The 16,493-nt window shown below is 66.4% G+C and carries 17 protein-coding genes and 1 tRNA gene; 14 read left to right on the top strand and 4 right to left on the bottom strand.

Features of this window, described 5'->3' with window-relative positions:
- Positions 1–354: 354 nt before the first annotated feature.
- Positions 355–431 (top strand) — tRNA-Arg (locus tag ACQ5BL_RS17155).
- A 200-nt stretch (positions 432–631) separates the two neighbouring features.
- On the top strand, positions 632–1,228 hold the full coding sequence (locus ACQ5BL_RS17160; protein WP_243808685.1) for a hypothetical protein: 597 nt from the start codon (positions 632–634) through the stop codon (positions 1,226–1,228).
- Positions 1,229–1,259: 31 nt separating this feature from the next.
- Here ACQ5BL_RS17160 and ACQ5BL_RS17165 read toward each other — a convergent pair whose 3' ends face one another.
- Positions 1,260–1,994: a hypothetical protein gene (locus ACQ5BL_RS17165; protein ID WP_243808684.1), complete on the bottom strand. Its 735-nt coding sequence runs from the start codon at positions 1,992–1,994 to the stop codon at positions 1,260–1,262.
- Positions 1,995–2,059: 65 nt separating this feature from the next.
- Positions 2,060–2,236 (bottom strand): hypothetical protein, encoded by a 177-nt coding sequence (locus ACQ5BL_RS17170; protein WP_243808683.1) that lies wholly within the window; start codon positions 2,234–2,236, stop codon positions 2,060–2,062.
- A gap of 165 nt (positions 2,237–2,401) precedes the next feature.
- On the opposite strand from ACQ5BL_RS17170, the gene ACQ5BL_RS17175 reads away from it, so the two are divergent.
- Complete coding sequence (locus ACQ5BL_RS17175) at positions 2,402–2,836, top strand: CBS domain-containing protein (RefSeq protein WP_207885787.1); 435 nt, start codon at positions 2,402–2,404, stop codon at positions 2,834–2,836.
- A gap of 18 nt (positions 2,837–2,854) precedes the next feature.
- Here ACQ5BL_RS17175 and ACQ5BL_RS17180 read toward each other — a convergent pair whose 3' ends face one another.
- A complete protein-coding gene (locus ACQ5BL_RS17180; RefSeq protein ID WP_243808682.1) occupies positions 2,855–3,592 on the bottom strand; it encodes a metallophosphoesterase in 738 nt (245 codons plus the stop codon).
- 352 nt (positions 3,593–3,944) lie between these two features.
- Between ACQ5BL_RS17180 and ACQ5BL_RS17185 the strand changes: the two genes are divergently transcribed.
- From ACQ5BL_RS17185 to ACQ5BL_RS17200, 4 genes are all read left to right on the top strand, one after another.
- Positions 3,945–6,173, top strand: a complete 2,229-nt coding sequence (locus ACQ5BL_RS17185; protein ID WP_243808681.1) for a TonB-dependent receptor — start codon at positions 3,945–3,947, stop codon at positions 6,171–6,173.
- A gap of 14 nt (positions 6,174–6,187) precedes the next feature.
- Entirely contained in the window at positions 6,188–7,264 is a 1,077-nt protein-coding gene (locus ACQ5BL_RS17190) for an ABC transporter substrate-binding protein (RefSeq protein WP_243808680.1), read from the top strand.
- A 359-nt stretch (positions 7,265–7,623) separates the two neighbouring features.
- The gene (locus ACQ5BL_RS17195) at positions 7,624–7,878 is read left to right on the top strand and encodes a type II toxin-antitoxin system HicA family toxin (RefSeq protein ID WP_430293194.1); all 255 of its coding nucleotides are present in this window, start codon (positions 7,624–7,626) and stop codon (positions 7,876–7,878) included.
- Positions 7,875–8,219 (top strand): type II toxin-antitoxin system HicB family antitoxin, encoded by a 345-nt coding sequence (locus tag ACQ5BL_RS17200; protein ID WP_243808678.1) that lies wholly within the window; start codon positions 7,875–7,877, stop codon positions 8,217–8,219. Before ACQ5BL_RS17195 ends, ACQ5BL_RS17200 begins: the two co-directional genes overlap by 4 nt.
- A 270-nt stretch (positions 8,220–8,489) precedes the next feature.
- Here the strand turns inward: ACQ5BL_RS17200 and ACQ5BL_RS17205 are convergent, their stop codons facing one another.
- A complete protein-coding gene (locus ACQ5BL_RS17205) occupies positions 8,490–9,221 on the bottom strand; it encodes a class II aldolase/adducin family protein (protein ID WP_243808677.1) in 732 nt (243 codons plus the stop codon).
- A 339-nt stretch (positions 9,222–9,560) separates the two neighbouring features.
- Here ACQ5BL_RS17205 and ACQ5BL_RS17210 point away from each other — a divergent pair, with 339 nt between their 5' ends.
- From ACQ5BL_RS17210 to ACQ5BL_RS17240, 7 genes are all read left to right on the top strand, one after another.
- Positions 9,561–10,715 carry an LLM class flavin-dependent oxidoreductase gene (locus ACQ5BL_RS17210; protein ID WP_243808676.1) on the top strand — a complete coding sequence of 385 codons (1,155 nt, stop codon included), beginning with the start codon at positions 9,561–9,563 and terminating at the stop codon, positions 10,713–10,715.
- Positions 10,716–10,732: 17 nt separating this feature from the next.
- Complete coding sequence (locus ACQ5BL_RS17215; protein WP_243808675.1) at positions 10,733–11,788, top strand: ABC transporter substrate-binding protein; 1,056 nt, start codon at positions 10,733–10,735, stop codon at positions 11,786–11,788.
- A gap of 84 nt (positions 11,789–11,872) precedes the next feature.
- The gene (locus ACQ5BL_RS17220) at positions 11,873–12,928 is read left to right on the top strand and encodes an ABC transporter substrate-binding protein (RefSeq protein ID WP_243808674.1); all 1,056 of its coding nucleotides are present in this window, start codon (positions 11,873–11,875) and stop codon (positions 12,926–12,928) included.
- Positions 12,915–14,126 (top strand): MFS transporter, encoded by a 1,212-nt coding sequence (locus ACQ5BL_RS17225; protein WP_243808673.1) that lies wholly within the window; start codon positions 12,915–12,917, stop codon positions 14,124–14,126. The genes ACQ5BL_RS17220 and ACQ5BL_RS17225 overlap by 14 nt, the downstream gene beginning before the upstream one ends.
- Positions 14,127–14,129: 3 nt before the next feature.
- Positions 14,130–14,888 (top strand): ABC transporter permease, encoded by a 759-nt coding sequence (locus ACQ5BL_RS17230; RefSeq protein WP_243808672.1) that lies wholly within the window; start codon positions 14,130–14,132, stop codon positions 14,886–14,888.
- Positions 14,885–15,646: an ABC transporter permease gene (locus tag ACQ5BL_RS17235; protein WP_243808671.1), complete on the top strand. Its 762-nt coding sequence runs from the start codon at positions 14,885–14,887 to the stop codon at positions 15,644–15,646. Before ACQ5BL_RS17230 ends, ACQ5BL_RS17235 begins: the two co-directional genes overlap by 4 nt.
- A gap of 25 nt (positions 15,647–15,671) precedes the next feature.
- Positions 15,672–16,466: an ABC transporter ATP-binding protein gene (locus tag ACQ5BL_RS17240; RefSeq protein ID WP_243808700.1), complete on the top strand. Its 795-nt coding sequence runs from the start codon at positions 15,672–15,674 to the stop codon at positions 16,464–16,466.
- Positions 16,467–16,493: the final 27 nt, after the last annotated feature.

The following is a 16,493-nucleotide window of genomic DNA, read 5'->3' on the forward strand; positions in this document are numbered from 1 at the left end:
CTGATCGACGGAAGCCGCACAGGGACCTGCTGTCATTGAAGACAAGCGGTTGGCACAACGGAAGAATGTCATCCCGCAGGCGGTTGGCCGGCTGGTGTGATGCCAATTCTCCGGTCTCCTGTTGTTGTGATGGGGAGGCGTTTGAAATCTCAAACGAATCCTAGGGCCCTTGACTGTAAAGGGCAAGAGCTTGTTCGACAAAACCAACGAAGGTATCAGGATGCAGAGCCTTTTCGGAGCATTTCTACCGACAGACGGCGCATTTCGTTCGATATCATGAACGAGCGTACTGCTATTGGACGCCCAAGCCCGAGATGCGTATGATTGCCGCCTGCCGCGCCAGGCGCGGCATACGCATCCGTAGCTCAGCTGGATAGAGTACTGCCCTCCGAAGGCAGGGGTCGTGGGTTCGAATCCCGCCGGATGCGCCATCTACCTGTTTCGAGCTGCCCCCGGCAGTCTGCGGAACCACCTGAAAAGCCCGCCCTGTGCGGGCTTTCCTGTTTTTGTCTTAAACGCACCGCTTGGCGGGCCCTGCCGCCGCGCCGGGCCTCGACGCCCTACGATTCCACTTCGCCATCAAAGACTGTATAAGCCTGCTGCCATCGCGCGCGAAAAGGATATACCGCCAATGCTTCGGCTCTCGTTGCCGGCCCTGCTCCTGGCCCTTGCCGGGTGCGCCACCAAGCCTCCCGCGAACCCCGAAAACCTCTGCGAGATCTTCCGCGAAAAGCCGGAATGGCACGAAGCCGCGCTGAAGATGCAGAAGCGCTGGGGCGCGCCGATTCAGGTGCCGATGGCGATGATGTACCAGGAGTCGTCCTTCAAGCACGACGCGCTGCCACCCCGTTATTACTTCCTCGGTTTCATTCCCTGGGGCCGGGTCAGTTCCGCCTACGGCTACGCCCAGGCCAAGGACGAGACATGGGCGGACTACAAGAAGGACGCCGGGGACTGGGGCGCCGACCGCGACGACTTCGCCGACGCGCTGGACTTCATGGGCTGGTACATGAACAAGACCTACAGCGTGAACCGTGTTTCCAAGTGGGACGCCTACGCCCAGTACCTGAACTACCACGAGGGCTGGGGCGGTTATCGCCAGCGCAGTTACGACGCCAAGCCGTGGCTGAAGAAGGTGTCGCAGAAGGTCCAGGCCCGCGCCTCGCTGTACAGCGCCCAGTACAAGAGCTGCGAACAGGAGCTGTCGAACGGCGGCTGGTTCTGGTAACCCCCGACCGTTCGACCTCGCGTAGGGGCGCTCAGCGCCCCATGATCCGCCGGTACTCGTCCCGATACTGCTCGTACGGCAGGTTGCGCTGCTGCAGATCGAGGATCTGTTGCTCCTGGCTGCGCGGCGGCGTGGCGGCGTGGGCGACGGTTTCGATCGCCGTAGGCGCGGCGGGAGCCGGCACGTTCCGCTGCGGCGCTACCGGAGCGGCAGGCGTCGTGGGCGACGGCAATGGGCGGGACGGCCGGGCCACCAGCAAGGCGCCGGTGATTTCCTCGACGATCTGCTCGGACACCGCATCGAGCTGCGCGGGGCCCATCGCGGCGAACAGGTCGCCGGACGCTTGCACCTCACTGTCGTAACGGCGCGAGGCGAGCAGTTGGCCGGTGAGGCCGTCGTGGTAGCGCACGGTGGAGGTAATCCACTCGCCTTCTTCGGCGCGCGGGCGGTTGTTGGCGCTGTGGCCGGCGCCCACCTCGATCACCACCAGGGTGGACAGGGTTTCTGTGGCGCGCGGCTGGCCATCCTGTACCGAGAGCTGATAGTCCGCCGAATCCGCTTCTTCGCGCAGGGACTCGCGCCAGCTGTTCATCAGCACACTCCAGCGCGGGTTGGCGGCCACCTGGGCGTCGGGCTGGAAGTTCACCACCAGGTTGTGGCGGGTATCGCGGTACAGGGAAATTGGGGCGCCGCGCTCGTCAGTGCGGACCGAGGAGGAGCAGCCGCCCAGCAGGGCCAGGCTCAGGACGATGGGGAGGTAGCGCATGGTGATCCCTCTTATGCTGCGGGGCATTCTGCCAGCACTTCGTGACGCAAAGAAGCGGTCTGGAATCAGTCTTCCCGCCAGTCGTCGTCCAGACCCGAGTGATACTCCTCCGGCTCCTCGTCGTCATCCGGCTGGTCGTCGAAATACGCTGCGTCCGCGTCCAGCAGGCTGTCGAGGTCGTCGTCGAGGTCGAGCAGGTGGTCGTGTTCGGGCTCGGGGAGGTCGCGGTCGTCGTCAGTCATGGTCGATCAGCAAGGCAGGAGTGGAGGGACAGTATAAATCGCAGCATCGGGGATGACGCTTTCAAGGGTGTCAACGGCGCTTTCCAATCTTGCCGGATTGTCATCTGTCCACGATTCTCTATGAACCTCGGGCATCGCGCCGTGAAACGACGAAAGGGGGCAGGAATGAAGAATGTGGCTCAGCTGTTGAACGCCAAGGCGGACCAGCAGGTTTACACCATCAGCCCGGACGCGCTGGTGATCGACGCCTTGCGCCTGATGGCGGAGAAGAACCTCGGCGGCCTGCCGGTGGTGGAGGCCAACCAGGTAGTCGGCTTCTTCAGCGAACGCGACTACGCCCGGCGCCTGGCGCTCAAGGGTCGCAACTCGGAGGACACGCCGATCAGCGCGGTGATGACCGCACCGGTGATCACCGTGGACACCCACCTGAACATCGACGCCTGCATGAGCATCATGACCGAGCGTCACCTGCGTCACCTGCCGGTGGTGGAGAACGGCGAGCTGCTCGGCCTGCTGTCCATCGGCGATCTGGTGAAGGCGGCCATCGCCGAGCAGGCCGACCTGATCCGTCAGCTGGAGCAATACATCCGCGGCGAGTAAACGGACGCGGACGGCCGCTCAATGCGCGGTCGCCGTTTCCACCTTCCCGCTGTGCAGGTCCACCAGGCTCAAGGCACCGTCGGCGTAGCCGCTGCCGGTGTCGATGTAGTGCGTGTTGCCCAGCCGACGCACGCGGGTCTGCGCCGTGTGGCCGACATACAGGCGCTCGACGCCGGGCACCCGCGTCTCGTCCTCGCCCTCGATGCGGGTGCGCGCCCACATTGCCAATGCTGCCGCGTTCCGCCGGGCAGCGTTGCCCAGCTCTCCCGCCAGTGCCGCCATGCCGCTGTTCCAGTCCGGGAAAGCCGACGAGATCGGCGCTTCAGCATGGACGATGCCGACACGGCGCCCCTCACCGATGTCCACCTCGATGGCCAGCGGCAGGTTCTGCAGACGCCGTGCGATGCGCTCGCGCTCCGCCTGCTCCAGTAGATAGAGCCAGGCGCCGCCGTTGCGGAAGTGCAGGTCGCGGTCATCGCCGGCCAGCACCGAGTCGATCACCAGTTGCTCATGGTTACCGCGCACCGAGGCGAACCAGGGGTGCTCCAGCCACTCCAGCACGCGCGGCGAATAGGGGCCGCGATCCACCAGGTCACCGGCGGCAAACAGGCGGTCGGCGGCGGTATCGAACGCTACCCGCTGCAGCAGGCGTTCGAGCAGCTCGAAATGGCCATGCACATCCCCGACCACGAAATCGCGGCCACGCAGGTTGCGCGGGAAACGTTGCAGGGGGCGTTCCGGCAACAGGGTATTCATCACCATCTCCTGGTCTGGCGAGGCTCCAGCTTAACAGCGGCAGATGGCGATCCCGAGGCCTTTCGACGAAAGCGGGATGACCTGCTGGCGTGCTGTTGCCCACGCAGCGACAGGCCAGCATGGACTGCTTCCCCAGCAGCAACGCTCACGCAGCAGAAATTAAAACCTCTTTCATATCAATGCCTTGCAATAAAACCGCAAAGCGGTACGGATGTTGCGATGTCCCCATCAAGCCAACCGGCCTTATCACGCGTGAGCCAGCACAAGAGCAACGCAACAACAGCTTGATGCCTTGCGGCGACGACCGAGCACCACAGAGCCGGCCGTCCTTTCGCCGCCCCTTGGGGACACCATGTTCAAACGCAGTACCCTTTCCCTCGCCATCGTCCTGAGTCTGGGGGGACTCGCCAGCCAGCACGCCGTGGCGGACGACAACGACACCCAGCAGAACAACGACACCAGCGCCGCGCCCACCACCCTGGGCAAGGTGGTGGTCACCGCGCAGAAGCGTGAGGAGTCGGTGCAGGAAGTGCCGGCGCCGATAACCGTGATCAGCGGCGAGAAGATCCGCGACGCCTCCCTGCAATCGGCCAACGAAGTGACCCGCTACACGCCCAACGCCTCCGCCGGCACCACCGACGGCCACGGCCGTCCGCGCTGGTGGATTCGCGGCCTGGGTACCGGCGACCAGGGCGCCAACACGGTCAGCCCGATCGGCATCTATGTCGACGACGTGTACATCGCCAACATCAGTGCCACCGGCTTCCCGCTGTTCGACCAGGAGCGCGTGGAAGTGCTGCGCGGCCCGCAGGGCACCCTGTGGGGCAAGAACACCACCGGTGGCGCGATCAACTTCATCTCGCGCAGGCCGACCTTCAGCCCCGAGGGCTACTTCAAGGTCGACATGGGCAATTACGCCAACCGCATCGTCGAAGGCGCGGTGAGCGACGCGCTGGTGGACGACAAGCTGGCCGGTCGCCTGTCCTTCCACCACCAGGGCCGCGACGGCTATACCGAGAACATCAACGACAACGACGACCAGGGCGCGCTGGAAGACGACGCCGTGCGCCTGCAGTTCGCCGCGCGGATCAACGACGACCTCGACGCCAACCTCAACCTGCACGCCCGCAGCTACCACGACACCGCCAGCTACAACACCGTCAGCTACGGCACCCGGCCCAACGGCACCAACCAGTTCGGCTATTCCATCGACCCGAAACTGGGCAAGGCCAACTTCAATGCCAAGTACCAGGCCGAGATCGACCAGCTGGGCAGCAACCTCAACCTGGTCTGGCAACTGGGCGAACTGGAGCTGACCTCCATCACCGCCTTCGAGCACTTCACCCGCGACGGCTGGAGCGACAGCGACAACACCCCGCTGGAACTGCAACGCAGCTACGGCTACGCCGACAGCCAGCAGTACTCCCAGGAGTTCCGCCTGGCCTCGCCGCGCACCGACCGGCTGAACTGGGTACTGGGCTTCCACTACTTCAACGAGGACCTGCAGGCGGAAAACGCCAACGCGGCGCTGACCAACCCCTACATCCCGCGCTACTACAACAACGTCAGCTACGACCAGCAGACCGAGAGCTACGCCATCTTCGGCAGCACCACCTACAACTTCACCGACGACTTCAGCCTCACCGCCGGCCTGCGCTGGACCCGCGAGACCAAGGACATCGACCTGCTGCGCCTGCAGAACCGCGGCCCCGCGGTGTTCGGCAATGGCGACTGGTGGAAGGAAGACAACGTCCTCTCGCCCCTGGTACCCAACGCCACCCAGGACGCGAGCAACACCTGGAGCGATTACAGCTGGGACCTGACCCCGGAGTACCGCATCTCCGACAACGCCCGCGCCTACTTCCGCTATGCCCGCGGCTTCCGTTCCGGCGGCTACAACACCGGCGTGACCAGCCAGGCCACCGTCGCCACGGTGGACCCGGAATACCTCACCTCCTACGAACTGGGCCTGAAGTCGGAATGGCTGGACGGCCGCCTGAACGCCAACACCAGCGTCTTCTACTACGACTACAAGGACATCCAGCTCAACATCGTCACCGCGGTGAACAACCAGACCGTCTCGCGCCTGGCCAACGGCGCCCAGGGCGAGGCCTACGGCGCCGAGTTCGAGCTCGAAGCCATCCCCGTGGAGAACCTGCACGTCAACTTCGGCCTGGGCCTGCTGCACACCGAGTTCACCGACTACACCTCCGGCCCCAACGACTACTCGGGCAACAACTTCGTCCGGGCGCCCAACGTCTCGGCCGTGCTTGGCGCCGACTACCGCATTCCGCTGAACGTCGGCGGCGCGGTGATCCTCGGCACCGACTGGAACACCCGCAGCCGCCAGTACTTCTTCAGCAACGACCAGAGCGCCAACATGCGCAGCGGCGGATACACCCTGGGCAACGCGCAGGTGACCTACGAACTGCCGGGCGAAACCACCCGCGTCACCGCCTACGTGAACAACCTGACCGACAAGGAATACCGCAACCACACCCTGCCCGGCGGCTTCCAGACCGCCGCCCTGATGTTCGGCGACCCGCGCACCTTCGGCGTCTCGGTCACCACCGACTTCTAAGCGAGGTAAACCGCATGTCCCTGATCCATCGCACGCTGCGTCGGCTGCTGCCGGCCGCCGCCCTGCTGCTCGCAGGTGGTGCCCTGGCCGCCGAGCAGCCGACCACCCTGCGCATCGCCACCGTGGCCTACGCCAATGCCGGGCAAGTCACCTTCAATGGCCCGGCTTACGTCATCGAGCGCGACAAGTGGCTGGAGCAGCAACTGGCCCAGCGCGGCATCAAGCTGGAATGGGTGCCCGCCGCCACCGCCTCGGTGGGTACCTTCGTCAATGAGGAGTTCGCCAACCAGCGTATCGACTTCGCCTTCTACGGCGACCTGCCGTCGATCATCGCCAATGCCTCCGGTGTGCAGACCCAGCTGATCGCTCCCGGCGGCATCGGCAACAACGTCTACCTGGTGGTGCCGCCCGGCTCCACGGCGAAATCCATCGCCGACCTCAAGGGCAAGCGCATTGCCCTGCACCGTGGCCGGCCATGGGAGCTGTCGTTCGCCAAGCTGCTGGAGGCCAACCACCTGAGCTTCGAGGACTTCCGCATCTTCAACCTCAACCCGCAGGCCGGCGCGGCTGCGTTGAGCGCCGGGCGGGTGGACGCCTTCTTCACCCTGAGCGATGCCTTCCTGCTGGAGGACAAGCAGGTCGGCCGGATCATCTGGTCGAGCAAGCAGGCCCCGGCCGACTGGAAGATGCGCGCCGAACTCTGGGGCGCGCGAGACTTCGTCAAGGCGCATCCGGACCTTACCCAGCTGGTAGTGGACGCCTACCTGAAAGCCGCCTGGTGGGTCTCCCAGGACGCCAACCAGGCGGCCTACCAGGAGGCACAGGCCCGCTCCGGCGTGCCGCTCAATGTGCTGCAGCGCGAAGTGGCCGGCGAGCCGTGGTCGGCGCATTTCTCGCCGCTCTACGACGAGGCCCTGCGCCAGCATTACAGCGATGGGATTGCCTACAGCCAGAAGGCGAAGCTGATTCGGGGCGAGGTGAAGGTGGAGGACCTGCTGGAACCGAAGTTCGTCGAGCAGGGGTTGAAGGATCTGCAGTTGGAGAGTTTCTGGCAGGGCAGCGCCGGCCCGGCTGTTGCCGCCAAGCCGTGATGTAAACCGTAGGAGCGGACTCCGTCCGCGATGCTCCTTGCCGGCCTCTCGGCCGGATCGCGGACGAAGTCCGCTCCTACAAGATCAAGAGCCCCTCACCCTAACCCTCTCCCGCACGCGGGAGAGGGGACGGTTCGGAGCAGGGAGTAATCCAGGCGTCAGCCGGCTCCCTCTCCTTGGGGAGAGGGCTGGGGTGAGGGGTAAGCCCACGCACCACAGCCACAGGGAGGCATCGTCGCAATCGAACCTCGTCCGCAATTGCGGGCGTGGCCCGCTCCTACAGAAAGACTCGACACTTCCGGCCGGATTAGCGCGGAATCCCGACGCCGGATGCTATCATCCAGAGATAGCATTTCGAGATGCAGAACCGCCACCGAAAGACCCTCACCATGATCTTCCGCACGCCGACCAGTGCGGGCATCGTCTTTGCCGACATCGAGGCCCTGATCCTGCATCTGGGCGGAATCGTGGAAGAGCGCGAAGGATCGAGAGTGAAGCTGGTGCTGCATGGCCAGACCTGGCGCTGCCATCGCCCGCATCCGGGCAAGGAAGCCAAGCGCTACCAGGTCGAGGAAGCCCGCGATTTTCTGCGCCGGGCTGGAGTGGAAGCATGAGCCGCATGACCTACAAGGGCTACACCGCCCGCATCGAATTCGACGACCGCGACGACCTCTTTGTCGGCCGCCTGCTGGGGGTGCACGACATCATCAGCTTCCATGCCGACAGTGTCGGCGGTTTGCACGCCGCCTTGCAGGAAGCGGTCGAGGACTACCTCGCCGATTGTGCCGAACGCGGCGTGGAGCCGGAGAAGCCAGCGTCCGGGAAGATCATGCTGCGCATCCGGCCGGAAGTTCATGCGGCAGCGGCCATCGCTGCAAAGGCCTCTGGCAAGAGCCTGAATCAATGGGCGGAGAACGTTTTCGAACGTGCCGCGCGCAGACGCAGCGGCGGTTGAGCCGTAACCTGTATGAGCGGACCTTGTCCGCGAAATCCCGACCCAGGCAAGCCGGATGAGTCGGCAGGAAGCGAACCTCTTCGCGGGCATGGCCCGCTCCTACAGGGAGCAGCGGAGTGGACCTGTAGGAGCGAGCTTGCTCGCGAACAAACCCCGCTGCGGAGGCGGTTCGCGAGCAAGGACTGGACGTCCCCCTCGGCCCTACGAAAAGCGCAGTCCGCACCCACAAAAAAGCCCTCGCAAGAGGGCTTTTTCATACCGGCAGGAAACTCAGGCCGCCACTTCCAGCAGCTTCTGCCCCTGCTCCCACAGCCCGGTCATCTTCCACTGCTGCTCCAGCACGCCGGGGCCGAATTCCCGGGAGCCGCCGAGGCCTTCGGCGAGACCCTGGAAGTAGGCGCCCTCCTCGATCAGCAGGATCAGCTTGGACGCCTTGATCAGGTCCTCGCCCCAGAAGGTCGCGCCGCCGTTGGCTTCGAGGATGGCCGGGGTGTTGGGGTTCTCGGCGAGCTTGTCGAGGATGAACAGCGGCTCGGGCTGACGACGGTCGATATAGATCGGCAGCTCGCGGGCCAGGGTCACGCGTTGGGAGGCGGCGTAGCGGATCGGCAGCACGCGGTGGGCGCTGGCCCAGCCGCCCAGGTAGGGCGTGTGCACGTGGATCACCACATTCACTTCCGGGCGCGCCTGGAAGATCGGTGCATAGCGCTTGCCGTTGCCGCCCGCGCCACGGCCGCTGAGCGGAGTCGCGCCAGGGATGCTTTCGTCGAGGATCACTTCGCCGTCCCAGGTGGCGATGACCGCCCGGATTTCCTGGTCGTCGGCCCAGGGGCTCGGCGCGTGGACGGCGATGACCTTGTCGCTGTCCGGCACCCGCACGTAGGCCTGGTAGGTGTTGGTGGCGGTGAGGGTGCGGCTTTCCTTGAGCACGCGGAAGGCCTTGGCGAAATCGCGGCGGACCTGTTCGAGCTGGCTGGCGAGTTGCGGGTCGAGAGTGGACATGGAATGTCTCCTGGCAGTCGGGGATGGATGAACCGCGTGGCGGTGTTCCACTGACTGAGCAGGACTTGTGCCACTCAGAAATACCAATACAAATCAGCCAGTTACGACTCACACGAGCAACCGGGAAGCCACCAGGGCCCCGAACAGGGCGGAAATTGCTGCCCGTCCAGCATCCCCTGCTGCCCTATTGCTGCTGTACAGACAAACGCCCTGCTGCCACAGCAGCACACCACCCTGAAAGCCCCGCCCCGCCTGGCCTGCAGGCTTTGGGCACAGCCCTTGCTCAAGACCCTGCACGAGCAGCACGACGCTGCCCCCGCAAAGCAAAGGAGCAAGGCCATGAGTACCGAATTCTTCTGGCGACTGCCGCTGGGCAGCGACGGTCCCTATCTCGCCTCGGACAAGAACAACCGCGGCAGCCACATCGAGCGCCCCGGCAACATCGCCCCGGGCCGCCTGCCCAACGGCGAGCCGGACGGCTTCACCTACATCGACTACATCGCCCAGGTGGCCAAGGCCGCCGAGATCGCCGGCTTCGAGGGCGCGCTGCTGCCCACCGGGCCGGAGCCGTGGATCGCCGCCGCCGCCCTGGCCCGCGAGACCCGCCGGATCAAGTTCCTGATCGCCTTCCAGGCCGCCTGGACCCTGCCGGCCTACGCCGCGCAGCAGGCGGCGATCCTGCAGAGCCTGTCCCATGGGCGCCTGGAGTGGAACATCATTACCGGCGGCAACCCCGCCAGCCAGCGCGCCAACGGCGACTTCCTCGAACACGACAAGCGCTACCAGCGCACCGGCGAGTTCCTCGACATCATCGACGGCCTGTGGAAGAACGAGCAGTTCTCCTACCAGGGCGACATCTACCAGCTGGAGAACGGCTCGCTGCCCATCGCACTGAAGAACGTGCGCAAGCCCGGCGTGTACTTCTCCGGCTTCTCCGATCCGGCGCTGGACGTCGCGGCTAAACACGCCGACGTCTACCTGAACTGGGCCGAGCCCATCGACAAGCTCAAGCCGCACCTGGAGCGCGTGCGCGAGCTGGCCGACAAGCAGGGCCGCGAGATCCGCTTCGGCATCCGCATCGACCTGTTCGCCCGCGAGACCGAAGAGGCCGCCTGGAGCGAACTGCGCCGCCAATACGAGCGCATCGACGCGCGCACCAGCGCCTTCATCAAGAACTTCGCCACCGGCTCGGATTCCGTCGGCGCCGCGCGGCAGACCGCCTACCACCAGAACGTCGAGCGCTTCGACGACCTGATCCTCGGCCCCAACCTCTGGGCCGGCTTCGGCAAGGCCAAGCCGGGACCGACCGTAGGTCTCGTGGGCAGCCACGAGAACGTCGCCGAGCGCCTCGCCGAATACCGCGACGCCGGTTTCTCCACCTTCATCCTCGCCGGCAATCCGCACCTGGAAGAAGCCCTGCGCATCGGCCAGGAAGTCCTGCCGCTGGTGCAGGGCAAACGCGCCGACGTCCACGAACTCAAGGCCCGCGCCTGAGCCACAAGGAGCTGAACATGTCCCGTCCCCTCGATACCCTCTGGTATACCCGCTGCCCCGTCCCCACCGGCCTCGGCATCGCCGTGCAGAAAGGCTGGCTGGAAGAAGCCCTGGCCGAACAGGGCACGCAGATCAAGTCGCTGCGCGAGTCCGCCGACCAGGCGGTGCGCGAGTCGCACTTCGACCACACGCTGCAGAACTCGGTGCGCCACGGCGGCAATATCCCGGCCATCTGGGCCCGCGCCAGCGGCCGCGAGACCCGCGTGATCGGCCTGTCCTGGGCCGATGAGGCGCAGCTGATCCTGACCACCGAACAGAGCGGCATCCGCACCGTGCGCGACCTCAAGGGCCGGCGCTTCGGTCTGCCGGACTGGAGCGGCGCGCAGATCGACTTCACCCGCGCCCAGGCCATCCGTGGCCTGGAAAACGCCCTGCGCCTGGAAGGCCTGGAAGTGCGCGACGTCGAGCTGGTGGACTTCGGCCTGAAGGGCACCTTCAGCGACGAGACGCCGAGCAACATCGTCGGCATCACCGGCCACGGCGGCCGCCGTCGCGGCGGGCAGAACCCGGAGCTGGTCGGCCTGCTGCGCGGCGAGGTGGACGCGATCTTCCTCAAGGGCGCCCACGCCGTGCAGCTGGCACAGCAGTTCGGCCTGTACACGGTGATCGACACCGGCGCCCATCCGGAGCCGCTGATCCGCGCCAACAACGGCACGCCACGCACCCTGAGCGTCGACCTCAACCTGCTGGAGAACCACCCCGACGCCGCCACCGCGATCCTCGCCTCGGTACTGCGTGCCGAGGACTGGGCGCACCAGCACCCGGACGACACCCGCCGCTACCTGGCGCGGGAAACCAACAGCAGCGAGTTCTGGGTCGCCACCGCCTATGGCGAGGACGCCCATCTGCGCCTGCGCACCAACCTCGACGAAGGCTCGATCCTCGCGCTGCAGGACTTCACCGACTTCCTGCAGCGCTGGAACTTCATCCCGGCACGCGTCGACGTGCGCGAATGGATCGACCCGCGCCCGCTGGAAACCCTGCGCAGCCTTCTGGCGCAAAAAGCTGGCTGACCAACGTCACGAGGGCGATTCCCTCTGTTTCCCGACCTGGCCCCCGCGCGACGGCGCGGGGGCTTTCATCCCTGACGGACACCCATGAGCACACCGCTGGAAACCCTCTGGTACACCCACAGCCCCGTTCCCACGGGCCTCGGCATCGCCGTCGAATCCGGGCGCCTGGCCCAGGCCTTCCGTCCCTTCGGCACACGCATCCAGTCGCTGCGCGAGTCGTCCGAACGCGAGGTGCGCGAGGCGCACTTCGACCATCACCTGCCTTACTCCGTGCGCCACGGCGGCAACATCCCCGCTATCTGGGCCCGTGCCAGCGGCGCGTCCACGCGGGTGATCGGCCTGTCGTGGAGCGACGAAGTGCAGCTCATCGTCAGCGCCCCGGACAGCGGCGTGCGCAGCATCCGCGACCTGCGCCACCGGCGCTTCGGCCTGCCGAAGTGGGCCAACGTGCAGATCGACTTCACCCGCGCCCAGTCGCTGCGCGGCCTGGAAAACGCCCTGCGCCTGGAAGGCCTGGAGGTGCGCGACGTGGAGCTGGTGGACTACCCCTACGGCGGCACCTACAGCGACGACCCGGTGCGCCACGTGTTCGGCGCCCAGGTGGCGCTCAAGGGCAACCGCGTGGTGCAGCGCAACAACGAATTGATCGGCCTGCTGCGCGGCGACATCGACGCCCTCTTCCTCAAGGGCGCCCACGGCCTGCAGCTGGCCCACGAATTCGGCCTGCACGTGGTGCTGGACGTCGGCTCGCACCCCGAGCCGCTGGTGCGCTCGAACATCGGCACGCCACGCACCCTGACCGTCGACCAGCAACTGCTGGACGAACATTTCGATGCCGCGGTGCTGGTGCTCGATACCGTGCTGCGTGCCGAGCAATGGGCCTGGGCGCACCCGGAGGAAACCCGCCGCTTCCTCGCCCGCGAGCTGAACACCAGCGAGTTCTGGGTCGCCAGCGCCTATGGCGAGGACGCCCATCTGCGCCTGCAGACCAACCTGGCGGAACGCTCGGTGAACGCCCTGCGCGACCTCACCTCGTTCCTGCAGCGCTGGGACTTCATCGGCGCCGACTTCAGCGTCGACGACTGGATCGACCCGCGTCCGCTGGAAGCCCTGCTGGGGAAGATCGATGTCGCCATCTAGCCCGGCGCGGCCCGCCGCCTTCCTGCTCAACTTCATGCTGCTGGCGGCGTTCAGCGGCGCCACCATCGGCATGGCGAAGATCGTCACCACGCTCTACGCCATCAGCATCGGCGCCAACGCCATGCAGATCGGCATCATCTCGGCCATGGAAGCCCTGGGCATGGTGATCCTCACCCTGCCCGCCGGCTTCGTCATCGCCCGCTTCGGCGCGCGCCGGGTGTACTTCCTCGCCAGCCTCGGGCCGATGCTGCTGAACCTGGCCATCCCGCTGGTCGGCGGCTGGCTGTGGCTGGCCGCAGCGCGCCTGCTGATCGGCCTGTGCATCCCGTTCCGCATCGTCGCCATGAACAGCGCCTTCCTGCGCCAGCTCAAGCGTATCGGTAACGACAAGGCCGGCTGGTACCGCGGCTCGCTGACCCTGGGCATGGGCCTGCTCGGGCCGCTGCTGGGCAACTGGCTGAGCGGCGCGGCGAGCTTCACCTGGGGTTTTGCCGCCATCGGCCTGTGCTTCGGCCTGATGGCCTTCTACAGCCTCGGCTTCTGGGAAGGCGAAGTGCCCAGCGATGACATACCCGTCGCCGCCGCCACCGGCGGGCTGCTGCAACAGGTGGGCGCCATGCTGGCCAACGTCGAGATCGCCGAGAGCTGCCTGATCGAGCTGCTCAGCGCCGCCACCAGCGCGCTGTTCGGCACCTTCATCCTGCTGCTGGCGATGGAGGTCGTTGGCCTGTCCCAAGGCCAGGCGGTGAGCCTGGTGATGATCCAGGGCCTGGCCTCGGTGCTCGGGCTGTTCGGCTTCGGCTACCTGATCGAACGCAGCGGCCGGCGCCTGGCCTACATCGGCAGCCTCACAGCGGCGCTGGCTGCGCTGCTGCTGCTCGGGGTTGCCCGCGACTACTGGCTGCTGGCCCTGGGCGGCGTGCTGCTCAGCGCGGCGGCGGCGCTCATCCATCTGGTGAACATGGCCCAGCTGGGCGAGCACGCCATGGACAAGAGCAAGATTTCCGGGCTGTTCAACCTCGCCTCCATGTCCGGCAGTTTTTCCGGCGCGCTGCTGGGCGGGGCGATCAGCCACTTCGTCGGGCTGGGCAACCTGTTCCTCTGCTGGATTCCCCTGGTGCTGTTGGCCGCGCTGTTCTGCTGGCAACGCAAGCTGCGCCGCCACAGTGCCGGGCCATTGCTCGGCCAGGAGGGCTGACACATGAGCCGAACATTCGATCGCCTGAGCTGGTTCGCTTCGCCGCTGCTCCTGCTGCTGGCCTGGTTCGTCGCCGCCCGCGCCGGCTGGTTCCCCCCGCAACTGCTGGTGCCGCCGGCGGAAGTCTGGGCCAGCTTCCAGGACCTGCTGGCCAGCGGCGAACTGCGCGAGCACGTGGTCAACAGCCTGTCGCGCCTGGCCATCGGTTTCTCCATCGGCGCCGTCGGCGGGCTGCTGTTCGGCACCGCCATGGCCCTGTCGAAGACAGTCGAAGCCTACTGCGCGCCGCTGTTCCATACCCTGCGCCAGGTGCCGTCGATCGCACTGATCCCGATGTTCATCCTGTTCTTCGGCGTGGAAGAAACCTTCAAGGTCCTGATCGTCACCAAGGCCGCCTTCTTCCCCGTGGCGCTGGCCGCCAGCGAAGGCGTGAAGGGCATTCCGCGCGGCTACTTCGAGGTCGCCAGCGTCTACCGCCTGCCGCTCTGGAGCCTGCTGCGCGACGTCGCCTTCCCCGCCGCCGCACCACCCATCGTCACCGGCCTGCGCATCAGCCTGAGCCGCGCCTGGATGGTGCTGGTGGCCGCCGAACTGCTCGCCGCCGACAGCGGGCTGGGGCAGATGATCGAACTGAGCCGGCAGATGCTGCGCATCGACATCGTGATGGTCGGCGTGGTGATCACCGGGGCCATCGGCTTCATCCTCGACTTCGCCTTCCGCCTGCTGGAGAAGCGCCTGCTGCGCTGGAGACCGACGCCATGATCCAACACCTCAGAAAGCTGCGCGGGCTGGTGCTGCCGGTGCTGCTGATCGCCGGCTGGCACTGGCAGTCGCAACAGGGCGCCAGCGCCGCCTATGCCTTCGTGCCGCTGGAGCGCATCGGCGCCGGCTTCGCCGAGCTGATCGACACCGGCGAGCTGTGGTTGAGCGTCGCCGCCAGTCTCAAGCGCACCTGCCTCGGCCTGCTGCTGGGCGTGCTCGCCGGCTTCGCCCTGGGCGCCGGCATGGCACTGTCGCGGCCGCTGGAGCGACTGTTCGCGCCGCTCTACCACACCATCCGCCAGGTGCCGATCCTCGGCCTGATCCCGCTGATCGCCCTGTGGTTCGGCAGCGGCGAGGCGTCCAAGGTGCTGATCGTCAGCCTCGCCGCCTTCTACCCGATGACGCTGAACGCCTTCGAGGGCTTCCGCGACGTGGAGAAGCGCTACCGCGAAGTCGGCCGCCTGTACGCCTTCGGCCCCTGGCAGCAGTTCCGCGAAGTGCTGCTGCCCGGCGCCCTGCCCAGCCTGAGCAACGGCGTGCTGCACGCGCTGGCCTTCGCCTGGGTCAGCTCGGTGGGCTGTGAGCTGTTCCTCTCCACCGGCATGGGCCTGGGCAACCTGATGATGAACGCCGAGACCGGCTCGCGCATGGAGATCGTGGTGATCGGCGTGCTCAGCATCGGCCTGCTCGGCTACGCCATGAACCAGCTGTTCGCCCGCGCCGCGCGCCACCTGCTGCGCTGGCGCAACCTGCGCTGACCCTTTTGCCATGAGTGCCCAGACCATGAACGCGATCCTCGACCCCGCCATTCTACCGGCCCAGCAGGCGCAATCCGGCGCGCTGGCCATCCAGGGCCTGAGCAAGGCCTACTCCATCGACGGGCGCAGCCTGCCGGTGCTGGAGAACATCGACCTGGCAGTACGCCCCGGCGAGTTCGTCAGCATCGTCGGCGCCAGCGGCTGCGGCAAATCCTCGCTGCTGCGGCTGATCGTCGGCCTGGAGAACGACTACAGCGGGCGCATCCTGCTCGACGGCAAGGCGGTCACCGGCACCAGCCTGGAGCGCGGCATCGTGTTCCAGGACCACCGCCTGTTCCCCTGGAAGACCGTGGAAGAAAACGTCGCCCTGGCGTTGAAGCAGCAGAAGCTCAGCCGCGCCGAGAAGCGCGAGCTGGTCGCCGACCACCTGGAGCTGGTGGGCCTGACCGGCTTCGAGCACGCCTACCCGCACCAACTCTCCGGCGGCATGGCGCAGCGCGCCGCCATCGCCCGCGCGCTGATCACCCGGCCCAAGGTACTGCTGCTGGACGAACCCTTCGGCGCCCTCGACGCCCTCACCCGCGTGCGCCTGCAACACGAACTGCAGCGCATCTGGGTGCAGCAGCGCAGCACCATGATCATGGTCACCCACGACGTGGAAGAGGCGCTGTACCTGGGTGACCGGGTGATCGTCATGGATGCGCGGCCGGGGCGGATTCGCCATGAGGTGCGGGTCGACCTGCCGCACCCGCGCCAGCGCGCCGAGCCCTTGCTGCAACGGCTCAAGGACGAACTGCTGGGCGAGCTGATGCACGGCTAGACCGGTGCGTCCCGATTCGTCCGTAGA

Source organism: Pseudomonas sp. B1-22 (assembly GCF_050474425.1).
Classification (GTDB): domain Bacteria; phylum Pseudomonadota; class Gammaproteobacteria; order Pseudomonadales; family Pseudomonadaceae; genus Pseudomonas.